This is a genomic window from Bacillus sp. ISL-7, assembly GCF_018613065.1.
This window is the reverse complement of record NZ_JAGGQW010000069.1, coordinates 34,229-47,068: the sequence shown is the minus strand read 5'-3', so window position 1 is coordinate 47,068 and position 12,840 is coordinate 34,229. Positions and strand designations below refer to the sequence as shown.

Genomic DNA, 12,840 nt, shown 5'->3' with positions numbered 1-12,840 from the left:
TTTTATTCTAAGATGATTTCAAAGCTTGTTCCTAGATTGTGGCTGCTTGAAACTTTAATGGTTCCGCCGTGGGCTTCCACTAATTGTTTGACGATTGAAAGTCCGAGTCCGGTACCGCCGAGAGCACGCGTTCGCGATTTATCGACACGATAAAATCGCTCGAATATTCGCGGTAAATCTTCTTCGGGGATACCCTTCCCTTCATCTTGAAAAATCATGTGAATCGCTCCGTCGATTCTTTTAACGACGACGTCTATTTTTGTTTGCTGCTCCGAATATTTCCGTGCATTATCAAGCAGATTGAGGATCACTTGTTCAAAGCGCATCGGGTCAATTTTTGCATAAAGATGATCCGGGCATTCGAGAACGATTTCGATCTGGTACTCCAAGCAAGCCGGTGAAACTTTTTCAATGATTGTTTGAAAATAAGGTAATAGATGAACCTCTTCTTTTTCTATTGAAAAAGTATTTTCATCCATTTTTGCGAGATTAAATAATTCCTTCACTAGTTTCGATAGCTTGCCAGTCTCTTCAAAAATAATTACTAAATATTTATCTCTGTCCTCATTGTTCGTTCCTTGTCGGAGGGCAATGTCTGCATAGCCCTTAATATAAGTCAGTGGAGTACGGAGTTCGTGCGAGATGCTTGCAAGGAACTCATTCCGTTCATTTTTTAGAATTTCTAAATCACTTGCTAACACCTTAATGGATTCCCCGAGCTCTCCGATTTCGTCTTTACCAACGTTTGGCAGGGAGACGGAGAAATCACCCTTGCTGATCCGTTTTGTTGCTTCACACATTTGAATAAGCGGTTGAGTGACAAACCTGGTCAAAAAGATAATGATAATAATCATAAACAAGAGGGAAAGTAGGCCAGCAATCAGGAAATGCTGGTTAAGTCCGGAAATTAAATCTTTGATTTTTTTTGTATTTTGAAACATATAAACATAACCGTTGATTTTATTATCAACAATTACTGGGCTAATGGAAGCGATATAAGCTTCGTTTTTCCAGTCGTCTTCTAAAATTAAACCCTCGTGTGGCACACTTTTTGGCTTAATATTCATGATTTTTTTCATCTCATCTGCAACCTTATTGGACGACATATAAATCGTTCCATCTGGTTTTGTCAGAATCACCTGTGTATCGGTCTGTGCCTCCATTATGGCAATGTGCCGAATGGTTTCATCATGAAATGAAGCCTCGAGGATCTCACGGTGATTATTCCCACGTGTCTGGAGAGAAGTTAACTCTTCATGCACCCGGGAATGAATGATATTATTATGCAAAAAAAACATCGAAATGCCTTCTAGTATAAAGATTGCAATAAAAAATAGGACGCCTATTTTAACTGATATTTTATTCATATGTCCAAGCACCTCACTCCCTAAGCATACTATAGAGTTTGCTGTACGAGCGCCTTATTTTGTAGCAAATTTATTAAAAAAAATGGACGTCCCACCGATTGGGACGTCCGAACTATATAAAAAAGAGAGGTTAAATTGGGGATGAGTAAGATGGTTTTGAACCAACTACAGCATCAATGAGGTGATAACAAAAACTTGGGAGTCCTTTTAGTTATTTCCTCATTCCTAACTACACTTACATCTTACCGAGAAAGATTGAAGATGTTATGAAGAACTTGTGGTGAATTTGTGAAGTTACAAACATCACAGACTTGAAATGATATAGTTATTATGTGGGGAGTGGTAAAAATGAAGATATTATTAGTAGACGATGAACGTAGAATCATAGAAGTTCTTGAAGCATATTTAGTAAGAGAAGGCTATGAAATTCATAGTGCAGATAATGGAATTGATGCCTTGAAAAAAGTAAAAACACTAAACTCTGATTTAATCATATTAGACTTAATGCTGCCCGATATATCTGGTGAAGAAGTTTGCCGGCTGGTCCGAAAAGAATCGGACGTGCCAATCCTGATGCTGACCGCCAAATCGGCTGAAGATGACCGCATCAACGGAATCGTGATGGGGGCGGATGATTATTTAACCAAACCGTTTAGCCCGCGGGAAGTCGTTGTTCGCGTGCAAGCTATTTTAAGGCGTGTGAAAAAGTCGGAGAAAGTAGAACGACTTGAATTCAATGGGAAAAGACTTGTCATTGACTTAATAAAAAAGGAAGTAACCGTTAACGGAGACTATATTACCCTAACACCGATTGAATATAAGCTGTTAACCAATATGGCGGTGAATCCGGGCCGGGTTTACAGCCGGATGGATTTGCTTGAAAAGATTCAGGATGAAGGCATGTATTATGAAGGCTATGAACGTAGTGTGGATACCCATATCAAAAATCTTCGGAAAAAAATTGAGATGGATTCACGGCAGCCAGATTTTATCGTAACGGTATTCGGGATGGGCTACAAATTTGGAGGCATATTAGATGTTGCAAACGCTCCGGTCTAAAATTCTCTTTTATTTAATACTCATCTCAATGATCGCCATCATCATTGTGAGCTTTTTTATCCAGTATGGATTTGAAGAAAGCTTCAGCAGCTATTTAGATCACAATCGGGAGAAAAAGATTGATCGGATTATCACGGAAATTGAAAAGGATTATAAAAAAAATGGCCATTTTACCAGTGACCCAGTGTTTGGGCTCTTGCACGAACATGCGATGACCGAGCAGCTTTACTTCCAATTGTATGATCGGCTGGGACAATTGCAAATGGATTCCTCGAATATCCGTGGCATGTTGAATAGTTTCGGGTTAGCTGAACCTGCTCCAAATGGTGAAGAATGGCATTCCAAGACCTATACACTAAGGGTAGATGATAATATCATTGGGAAACTCGTTGCCATCTATCCGAAAGGTTTAATTGATGATGAGTATACATTTATCCAAACGATTCAATTGTACATTTATGCAGCCGTTTGTTTGACGATCGTGCTGGCGATTATCTTTAGTATGCTTTTTTCCAAAAAACTCACTTCAGGATTACAGAAGCTATCGTTTGCGGCAAATGAGCTGCAGAACCATAATCTTGACATTCGCATTCCATTATCGGGCTTGCCTGCCGAGGTAAAGGACATTGCAATTTCGTTTAATAATCTTGCAGTGTCGTTGGCAAAGGAAGAAAACTTAAGAAAGCACTTTACGGGAGATTTGGCTCATGAGCTTCGCACACCGCTGGCCACATTAAGAAGTCAAATTGAAGCGTTTCAGGATGGTATTTGGGAGCCGACTCCACAGCGTTTGCAGACAACCCACGAAGAGCTAATGCGCTTAGTAAGGCTAGTCAATGAACTAGAAAAGCTTCTTGCCGCTGAAAATCCGCAGATTCGACTTGAAAAAATGGAATTGGATGCAGGAAGTGTGCTGGCAGCGTTATTTGAGATGTTTCTGCCGTTGTTTACAGAGAAGGGTGTCCATCTCCATATTGAAGAACCTGTTCAGGACGAAATGTTTGAAGCGGACAGGGATCGCTTGATGCAAATCCTGTCAAACATCCTCAATAATGCCCTAAAGTATACGCCGGAAGGAAAAAATGTCACTATTTCTGTCCAAACGGATATTTCGGGCTATGTCGGCTTCAAGATTCAAGATGAGGGATCAGGGATGGCTGAGGAAGATATTCCCCATATATTCGAACGCTTCTATCGCGGGGACAAATCACGAGACCGCAAAACCGGAGGAGTTGGAATTGGCCTCTCGATTGCAAAAGCCTTAATGGATGCGCATAGGGGTGTCATAAAAGTAAAAAGCAAGTTAAATAAGGGAACAAGCGTTACTTTGTGGTTTCCGCAGGAAGACTAACCCTAAATAATTGCACAGAAGGCCTCTGCAATACGCAGCGGCCTTCTGTTTTTTAATCCAAGTGAAGAAAAAACAGCTCCAAACCGGAACTGTCAATTAACGTGCAACGGGGTAAAACTTTTTCCACTCATTTAGGAACGATGCAGTGGAGGTATTCGGATGTTCTAGGACGCGTGGGGTTAGTCCTACTTGTTTCACTTCACCATTTACAATGATTGCAAGCTGTTTCGTGAGATAATTGACCTCCATTAGATCATGGCTGACAAAGACAGCCGTTGTCTTGGCATCTTCAATAATTTGCTTGAAATCTTCCATTAACCTTATTTTTGTTGGAAAATCTAAAGCGGAAAAAGGTTCATCTAAAAACAGAATCTCTGGTTCAACAATCATCGCCCGCGCTAAGTTGACCCGTTGTGCCTCGCCGCCGGATAAATAAAGAGCATTTTTTTTCGCCAAATGACTGATCCCAAATAACTCCATCCAGTGCCCCACTTTTTCCTTGATAATCGATTTGGAGACTTTTCTTAAGATTAGTCCTATCGCAATGTTATGAAAAACAGTTCCATCTAACAGTAAGGACTGCTGGAGAGCAATGGAGAATTTCCTTCGCAGTTCAAGCGGTGCATTCCCCTTAGGAATGGCCTGTCCTCGATAAAAGATTTCACCACTATTTTGTTGATCAAGAAACGCCAGCACCTTTAGCAGCGTACTTTTCCCCGCACCATTTGGTCCCATAATGCCGAGAAATTCCCCAGTCTGAATCTGAAATTCAGGAATATCAAGAATGGTTCTATTATGGGCTTTATAGGTAATGTTCTTCAGCTCAATTAAGGGGTTCATGATATTCGCTTCCTTTGCTGTAAAAATGTTAACACTGCCGTAATCAACAGGGCAACCGATAATAATATGAACGATAGCGCTAAGGCAATATCAAAGTTCCCCTTTGAAACTTCCATCACAATTGTCGTCGTTAAAATGCGCGTGTCGCCTTGGATATTTCCGCCGACCATCATCGCAGCACCAACCTCAGCGATGACCCGGCCAAAGCCAGCCATTATTGCCGCCAATATGGCAATTTTTAATTGTTTAATGAGAATCCATAATGTCTGCAGTTTTGTTGCTCCAAGAGCTTTAATTTGCAAAAGCATTTTTTCACTAATTTGCTGAAATGCTGTGCAGGTTAGACTGGTAACAATCGGCAAACTCACTAATATTTGTGCCATCACAATCGCTGTTGGTGAATAAAGCAGGGTGAGATCTCCGAGCGGCCCCGAGCGCCATAAAAGCATCGTAATCCAAAGTCCGGCAACAACAGGAGGCAGCCCTAAACCAATATTGATGAATAATAATAGAAGTCTGCGGCCTTTGAATCTAGTTAATCCAAGAAAAATGCCAAGCGGCAATCCTATCAAGGTACTAATCAGAATGGAAACTATACAAACTTTAAGAGTGAGCCAGGTAATCGCAAATACTTCCTGATCACCAGAAAGGAGCATCTCTATCGCTTTTTTTAGTCCATCAATGAGTAGTTCCATTTAAAGTGCCTCCAGGATTTTCTATAGCTTTATAAACAGAAGGACCCTTAAAAAAGGGCCTTCATCTACTATTCTGTATACTTCATAAATAATGATTGACCGTATTCTTTCTTACCGAATTCTTCAATCACATCTTGTGTTTTCGCATCTACCATAAATTCTACAAATTTTTCTGCATCTTTGCTATTAATTTTGTCATGTTTTTCAGGATTTACTTGCATCACGTGGTAAATGTTCATTAAATCATTGCCGCCTTCAACGACGATTTGAAGGGTATCCAAATTTTTCTCTTGTGCCAGCCATGTAGCGCGGTCAGTTAAGACGTAGCCTTTTTTCTCTGCGGCCACTTGTAAGGTTTGCCCCATGCCTTGTCCAGTTGAAACGTACCATTCCCCAGCGGGTTTAATGCTTGCCGCCGCCCAGATACCAAGTTCTTTTTTATGTGTGCCAGAATCGTCACCTCGTGAAACGAAAGTAGCTTTCGAATCAGACAATTTTTTGAAAGCTGCGTTAATGTCATCACCGCTGACACCTGCTGGATTTTCCTTTGGTCCTACGAGGATAAAATCATTGTACATCACGCGTTTGTAGTTTATGGCATCACCGGCATCAACAACTGCTTTTTCAGCTGCTGGAGCATGAACAAGAAGGACATCTGCTTCCCCTTTTGTTCCCATTTCTAATGCCTGCCCTGTGCCAACTGCAATGGTTTTTACTTTTACATTGTTTTCTTTTTCAAACAATGGGATCAGGACATCTAGTAAGCCGCTGTCCTGTGTGCTTGTTGTTGTAGCAAGGATCATTTCAGTTGGTGCTGCTTTAGGTTCAGTCTTTTTTACTTTTTCTGCTGAATCATTTGTTTCAGAATTTCCGCACGCGGCTAAAATTAATAGCATCAGCGCCAATAAGAATCCAAGATAACGATTTTTTATCATGTTTTTGTTTCCTCCGTTTGACTAGTTTGATAGGTAATTTTTCCTAATTCTGATATATCATATCCTTCTAAATCCGTTAAACTGTCTTTGAAACTAGCAGATTGTAAATACTGAATTAGGTCTGTTAAACTTTGTTTATTTTCAGAGGTAAAGCGGAAAACAAGGTCAAAATGTTCTTTAGCTACAGGGATGAAGTCTAATCCTAAATGGCTTGCAGCCGACTGAATTCCGAAGGTGACATCAGCCATGCCCCTGCTAATGTACGAGGCAGCAGATAAATGGTTCCACTCCTCCTTGCTATACCCGCTAATTTTACTAGGATTGATTCCATAGCTGGAAAGCTTTGAGTCAAGTAAAAATCGTGTTCCTGCCCCTTTCTGGCGATTAACAAATTGAACATCGTTTCTCGTCAGGTCAGGAAAATCATGAATATTCTTCGGATTGCCTTTTGCGACAATAAAGCCTTGTTGTCTTGCCGCTAATCTAAGCACCAAAATTGATTCGTATACAAAAAGTTGATGAATGAATGGCAGATTATATTCTTGTGAGTTTGGATCCAATAGATGAATAGCAGCAATATCACATTGTCCCCGGTATAGCATCATTAACCCTTCAAGACTGCCTATGTACGAAGGCTGGATTTGTAAGTTTAATGCTGTAGCTGCTTGTTTTGCAAAATGTTCGACAAGAAAGTCGTGACTGCCGGATAATCGAATGGATTGGGCCGGATTACTCGGAGTCTCTGTTGGTTCAGATAGACTTTTTTTGGCGGGAGCCTTTGTGTTCTCTTTAAATCTCTCCAACTCAGCTTGTTCAATTCTAATTTTGTTTCCAATCTTAAATGCCTGCAGCTCACCTCTTTTAATTAACTCATAAACCGTATGTTTTGAGATTTGAAAGATTTGGGCAACTTCATCGGGTGTATAAGCCTTCTCATCCATAAGCTACCCTCTTTTTTCCAGTTTTTATTTTATAAAAAGAATAGCATAATAAAAGTGATTTTTGTTAAGTTTTGTTGAGTTTCGTTAAGTTTTGTTTGGAGGTGTCATGGATTGTTCAATTAACAATTCAGTTTTCACAAGATTTTCACGAACTTCACTTATTGTTCAATCGTGAGCATAGAGAAATATTGTATTATAAGGAGAGAATATTAAATTTGCGAAAAAGGGGACGGATCTAAATGTCTAAGCTTCTATATATAACAGCAAATCCAAAAAATGATAGTAAACTTTCAAAAGGAATGCAAATTGGGGAAGTGTTTCTAGAAGCGTTCAAAAAGGAACAGCCTGATGTGGAAATTGAGCATATGCACTTATATAGTATGGATATCCCTGAGATTGATATGGATTTACTTTATGCCCGTGCAAAACTATCATTTATGGGCTATACAAAAGATCAGCTTACCGAAGGAGAGCGGACGAAACTAGAAAAAATGCATGCGCTGGCAGACCGTTTTATTGATGCGGATTACTATGTGTTTGTTACACCGATATGGAACCTTGGGGCCCCCGCAATTTTAAAATCCTTCATGGATTGCTTATTTATTGCAGGGAAAACATTTACTTACTCTGAACACGGTGCAGAGGGACTTCTTACCGGAAGAAAGGCCATTCATATTCAAACACGCGGAGGCATTTATTCCATCGGCCGAATGGTTGATTTTGAAATGGGTGACCGTTATTTGAGTAAAGCCCTTGAATTCCTTGGCTTTGAATTAATGGAAACGGTATTTGCCGAGGGAATGGATCATAATCCAAAGATGATTCCTGAAATTATGGCAAAAGCGAAGGAACAAGCAGCAAAAGCAGCTAAAGAAATGGCAAAATTGCCTGTTTCATTATAAAAAAGAGCGACTCGAGTGCTGTCGAGTCGCTTTTTTGTTGCTTTTTTATAAATATCGCATGAGTTCTCATTTCTATTAGCGAAAAAACCCATTTTTGTTGCGCAACTAGGGCCATTGTTTGCGAAACTATTTTTCTGAACCTCAACTCGCTAAAATTTACCTGTAAATTGGAAAACTAACACAAGTACTCCTAATGCCCAAACATAAATTGCAAATGGTTTTAAGGAATGATTTTTCAAATAGCCAATCATCCACTTAACGGCAACATAACCGAAGACGGCAGAAGCGACAATACCAACGAGCAATGCCGACAAGGAGATTTCTTCACCTTGACCGCTGAGTAAATCCTTCGTTTGCAGGACAATCGCGCCAGCAATGGCTGGTGTGGACAATAAGAAGGAAAAATAAGCGGCTGTTTCACGATCTAATTTTCGCCAAAGCGCCGCAACGATCGTCATCCCTGAACGAGAAATCGCAGGCATAATCGCAACGGCCTGAAAGGTACCGATAATGAGGGCATCTTTATAGCTAATCTCATCCATTTTCTTGTAGCCATTTTTCGCTGAATCAGCGATCCACAGGAAGATCCCCGTAATTAAAAACTCCCAGCCAATCGTAACCCCAGTTTTCGAAATTTCATCGATATAATCTTTAAACGCAAGTCCAAAGATTACCGCTGGGATGGTTCCAACGATCAACAAAAAGGTTAACTTACTAAACGGGTTTTTGATAATTTTTATAAATTCTTCCTTATAAAAAACAAAAACAGCCAGCAATGTACCGACATGAAGCATCGTATCGAGCAAGAGTCCGGCTTCCTGTAAGCCGAATAAATTTCTTCCTAAATAAAGATGGCCAGTACTGCTGATCGGCAAGAATTCGGTTAAACCTTGAATAATCCCCAGAATTAGTGCTTCTAATTTTGTTAACATAGTTACCCTCACATTCTAAAGAAATGTTAAGCCTGTACATTTAAAAGATATGCTAGAATTACCTATTTAATGAAATCCTATTCTATTTTAGGATTCCTTTACCAATTGGGCAATGAAAATATCTAATGTCTAAACAAAATAAGTGCAATTGGAAGGCATTCTCCCATAAAATAGAAGTATACTCGTTCGAGAGGAGAAACGCATTTGGAAAATTCACATCTTCATTTTAATACGTCGATCGGTGTAATGAAGCCCGAAAATATTCGAAACAAAGACCAGGCCTGTCCATTTTGCGAAAGAGATCAACTAACGAACCTCATCGCTGTGGACGAACCGATTATTCTTTTAAAAAATAAATATCCTGTTCTAGAAAATACCTATCAAACGGTGTTAATTGAAACGGATGATTGTCAGGGTGAATTATCGACCTACCCAAAAGAGCATCTACATAAATTGATGAGATTTGGAATCATGCATTGGTTAGCTATGGAGGAATCTGGCGGCTATCAATCTGTGATCTTCTTCAAAAACCATGGACCTTTGTCAGGAGGTACGCTCTCCCATCCTCATATGCAAATCATTGGATTGGATGATATTGATTATAAAGAGAAGGTAACCCATGAAATGTTTGAAGGGATTGTAATTGATGAAACAGCGGAAGCCCGGTTTACGCTGTCGACAAAGCCCCGTGTTGGATTTTATGAATTCAATATTGAAATGGAGGATTCGTGTTATCAGGAAAAGTTTTCGGATTACCTGCAAACGGCTGTTCATTATATTTTGAACCATTTTCCATTCAAAGCAACGAGCTATAACTTGTTTTTCCATCATATTGAAAATAAAATCTATGCAAAGGTTGTTTCGCGCTTTGTAACCACCCCGCTTTTTATTGGATACGGCATTCCACAGGTTCCAAGTAATCTGGAATGGATGGCTATGGAATTACAGCGGATCTACTTTAATAAATAAGAAGAAAAAACTATGGGCGCTTCCGCTTTCTAATTTATGTAAATTAAACCATTCACAGTTTAGAAGTTGTGATTTGCTGATAATAAAAATATAATGAAGGAATGCGGCATTTCATAGTAAGGTGGAACTGATATGACTTCAAATAACGACAAAACTTCAAAACTTGATTACAATCTTGTTTTTATATTGATATTACTGTTTTTAGCGAGCTGTTTAGCAATTTATAGTGCGCAGGCGAGCGGACAATACAAGGAGAACTTTTTAATCAAGCAAATTGTTTGGTACACGGTTGGTGCAGGGATAATCACTGGGGTTATGACCCTCGATTCAGATCAACTCCGAAAGCTTACCTGGTATGCTTATGGGTTTGGAATACTGATGCTTGGATTTTTAATTGTTGCCCCGGAAAGTATCGCACCAGTTATCAATGGGGCGAAAAACTGGTTTAAGGTTCCTGGCATCGGTACAATCCAGCCATCTGAGTTTGTTAAAATCTTCATCATATTGGCGCTTGCACGAGTGATTGAAGATCATCACCTCAAGACCCAGATAAAAACGATACAAACGGATTTTTGGCTGTTACTTAAGCTTGGCATTGTAACCATGGTCCCGTTAGTACTGATCATCAAGCAGGATTTAGGGACATCGCTTGTATTCTTAGCGATTTTATTAGGAATGGTCTTTATTTCGGGGATTTCGTGGAAGCTGCTCACACCATTGTTTGCAGTAGGTATAGCGCTAATTGGGACGATTTTTTATTTTGTATTAATGCACCCAGAAGTCTTGGAAAAGTACCTTGGGGTGGGCCAGTATCAGCTTCGTCGGATTTACTCTTGGCTAGATCCTTATAGTTACCAAGGATCGGACGCCTACCAGTTGACAAAATCATTACTTGCGATCGGTTCAGGCCAAACGGGCGGTAAAGGACTGGGAAATCGAGAAGTTTATCTGCCGGAAAGCCAAACGGATTTTATTTTTAGTGTCGTTGGCGAAGAATATGGCTTTATTGGGGCAAGTGTGTTGATCAGTCTGTTTTTCTTATTGGTTTATCATATTACCAAGGTCGGAATGGAAACAAAGAATAATTTTTATACGTATATTTGCGTTGGGGTCATCAGCATGATCACCTTCCACGTCTTCCAAAATATTGGGATGACGATTGGCGTTCTACCGATTACAGGGATTCCACTACCGTTCATCAGTTATGGCGGCAGCGCCTTAATGGGGAACATGTTCGGGCTCGGCTTAATTTTTTCGATTCGCTACCATTATAAAAAGTACATGTTTTCGACAACAGCTTAATATAGAAAAAAGGAGCGACAAGGTTCGCTCTTTTTTTGTGCTTGAAATTGGTGTTTGGCGGAATAACCGGGGATTTGGCGGAATTGCGGTTTAGTTTGGCGGAATAAATTGAGAAGTTCGCGGAAATCCGGATAAGTTTGGCGGAATAACCAGAAAAGTTGGCGGAATCCCGCCAGGATAAGTGAGCTATACCACGTTTTAAGGGTGTCTATTCTGGCTTGGCGGAATAAATCAGGGAATCGGCGGAATCCCGGATAAGTTTGGCGGAATAACCAGAAAAGTTAGCGGAATCCCGTCAGGATAGGAGAGCTATACCACATAATTATGGGTATCTAGGCCAGGTCGGCAATTATTCCCGCTCAAATCAGCAGAAAAAATTTTCAAGGTAAACAAAAAGAGCGAGGCCATGGCAAGCCTTGCTCTTTTCTAATATATAATGGGAGGTTTTTTTTAAAAAATTGCTTATTTCTTTAGTAAGATTTTCTCAAGGTCATCGAGCATAATATTTGCTGACAGCACGCCGCCGGAAGTATTCCATGTTGCGTCACTTACTTCATACACATGGCCACTCTTAACCGCATTTAAGTTTTTCCAAAGTGGATCGTTTGTCCATTCTTTTGCAGTATCTATGGCTGCTTGATCACCTGGTGGCGCATAGGTAAAGTAGAAAAGCAGGTCTCCATCCATTTTAGGAATGACTTCTTTGCCTACCTCTACAGCGAGTAACCCAAGCTTGTTATCTGGAGTGAAAAGTGCTTCCTGCTGGGCAGCACGTTTAAAGCCTAATTGATTGAAAAGTACTCCAGAGAAAGAATCCGTGTAATAAATTCGAGATTTTCCTGCCATGAAACGCACAACAGAAACCTCTTGATTCACTTTATCGCCGAGCTTGGCTTTTAGATCTTCCACATGTGTATCGTATGCGTTTAACACTTCGTTTCCTTTTGCCTCAAGATTTAATGCTTTGGCATACAATTTGAAGTTATCTTTCCAGTCCCCTCTAAGCGTTTCTGAAAAAACAGTCGGGGCAATTGCACTAAGCTGGTCGTAAACCTTTTCTTGACGCAGCTTGTTACCGATAATTAAATCTGGTTTCAATGAGGCAATTTTCTCGACATTGACTTCACTTTCAACTCCAACAACCTCAACGCCGTCCATATCCTTTTTAATATGTTCATACCATGGATCTCCAAGCCAGGATTGAACTGCCCCAACTGGTTTTACACCCAGTGCAAGCAGTGCTTCTGTTCCTTCATTTGTAAGAATAACGACTTTTTTAGGGGTACCTTTAATGGTGGTAGATCCCATCGCATGCTTAACCGTATAAGATTTTTCTGCAGTAGTTTTCCTCTTATCACCAGTTTTTGCTTCATTACCGCCGCCGCAAGCAGCTAATAAGAAAATGGTCATAACTGAAAAAAGAGTAAGTATCGTCTTGATTGCCTTCATTGTTTATGTATCCTCCTTAGCTAATTGTTAATGATAATCATTTTCAATGACGACTTAATCATAAAATGAGTACTACCGTTATGTCAACAATTTAATTG

General features: G+C 40.0%; 12 protein-coding genes. 5 read left to right on the top strand and 7 right to left on the bottom strand.

The window, feature by feature from the left end; translation table 11 throughout:
• Positions 1-2: 2 nt before the first annotated feature.
• Positions 3-1,367: a HAMP domain-containing sensor histidine kinase gene (locus tag J7E66_RS26175; RefSeq protein WP_215005474.1), complete on the bottom strand. Its 1,365-nt coding sequence runs from the start codon at positions 1,365-1,367 to the stop codon at positions 3-5.
• A gap of 348 nt (positions 1,368-1,715) precedes the next feature.
• Here J7E66_RS26175 and J7E66_RS26170 point away from each other — a divergent pair, with 348 nt between their 5' ends.
• Both J7E66_RS26170 and J7E66_RS26165 read left to right on the top strand, forming a co-directional pair.
• Positions 1,716-2,426 (top strand): response regulator transcription factor, encoded by a 711-nt coding sequence (locus J7E66_RS26170; protein WP_215005471.1) that lies wholly within the window; start codon positions 1,716-1,718, stop codon positions 2,424-2,426.
• Positions 2,404-3,777 carry a sensor histidine kinase gene (locus tag J7E66_RS26165; RefSeq protein ID WP_215005468.1) on the top strand — a complete coding sequence of 458 codons (1,374 nt, stop codon included), beginning with the start codon at positions 2,404-2,406 and terminating at the stop codon, positions 3,775-3,777. Before J7E66_RS26170 ends, J7E66_RS26165 begins: the two co-directional genes overlap by 23 nt.
• 96 nt (positions 3,778-3,873) lie before the next feature.
• Here J7E66_RS26165 and J7E66_RS26160 read toward each other — a convergent pair whose 3' ends face one another.
• From J7E66_RS26160 to J7E66_RS26145, 4 genes are all read right to left on the bottom strand, one after another.
• On the bottom strand, positions 3,874-4,617 hold the full coding sequence (locus J7E66_RS26160) for an ABC transporter ATP-binding protein (protein WP_215005465.1): 744 nt from the start codon (positions 4,615-4,617) through the stop codon (positions 3,874-3,876).
• Positions 4,614-5,312 carry an ABC transporter permease gene (locus J7E66_RS26155; protein ID WP_215005462.1) on the bottom strand — a complete coding sequence of 233 codons (699 nt, stop codon included), beginning with the start codon at positions 5,310-5,312 and terminating at the stop codon, positions 4,614-4,616. Before J7E66_RS26155 ends, J7E66_RS26160 begins: the two co-directional genes overlap by 4 nt.
• A gap of 68 nt (positions 5,313-5,380) precedes the next feature.
• On the bottom strand, positions 5,381-6,247 hold the full coding sequence (locus J7E66_RS26150) for an ABC transporter substrate-binding protein (protein WP_215005459.1): 867 nt from the start codon (positions 6,245-6,247) through the stop codon (positions 5,381-5,383).
• Positions 6,244-7,188, bottom strand: coding sequence for a substrate-binding domain-containing protein (locus tag J7E66_RS26145; protein ID WP_215005456.1), 945 nt, complete (start codon positions 7,186-7,188; stop codon positions 6,244-6,246). The genes J7E66_RS26150 and J7E66_RS26145 overlap by 4 nt, the downstream gene beginning before the upstream one ends.
• Positions 7,189-7,427: 239 nt before the next feature.
• Between J7E66_RS26145 and J7E66_RS26140 the strand changes: the two genes are divergently transcribed.
• Positions 7,428-8,090, top strand: a complete 663-nt coding sequence (locus J7E66_RS26140) for an FMN-dependent NADH-azoreductase (protein WP_215005453.1) — start codon at positions 7,428-7,430, stop codon at positions 8,088-8,090.
• A 149-nt stretch (positions 8,091-8,239) separates the two neighbouring features.
• Here the strand turns inward: J7E66_RS26140 and J7E66_RS26135 are convergent, their stop codons facing one another.
• Positions 8,240-9,022 carry an undecaprenyl-diphosphate phosphatase gene (locus J7E66_RS26135; protein ID WP_215005450.1) on the bottom strand — a complete coding sequence of 261 codons (783 nt, stop codon included), beginning with the start codon at positions 9,020-9,022 and terminating at the stop codon, positions 8,240-8,242.
• A gap of 204 nt (positions 9,023-9,226) precedes the next feature.
• On the opposite strand from J7E66_RS26135, the gene J7E66_RS26130 reads away from it, so the two are divergent.
• Complete coding sequence (locus J7E66_RS26130) at positions 9,227-9,991, top strand: DUF4931 domain-containing protein (RefSeq protein ID WP_215005447.1); 765 nt, start codon at positions 9,227-9,229, stop codon at positions 9,989-9,991.
• A 132-nt stretch (positions 9,992-10,123) separates the two neighbouring features.
• Positions 10,124-11,293 carry an FtsW/RodA/SpoVE family cell cycle protein gene (locus tag J7E66_RS26125; RefSeq protein WP_215005444.1) on the top strand — a complete coding sequence of 390 codons (1,170 nt, stop codon included), beginning with the start codon at positions 10,124-10,126 and terminating at the stop codon, positions 11,291-11,293.
• A gap of 462 nt (positions 11,294-11,755) precedes the next feature.
• On the opposite strand, the gene J7E66_RS26120 is transcribed toward J7E66_RS26125, so the two are convergent.
• Complete coding sequence (locus tag J7E66_RS26120) at positions 11,756-12,742, bottom strand: ABC transporter substrate-binding protein (RefSeq protein ID WP_215005441.1); 987 nt, start codon at positions 12,740-12,742, stop codon at positions 11,756-11,758.
• Positions 12,743-12,840 lie beyond the last annotated feature (98 nt).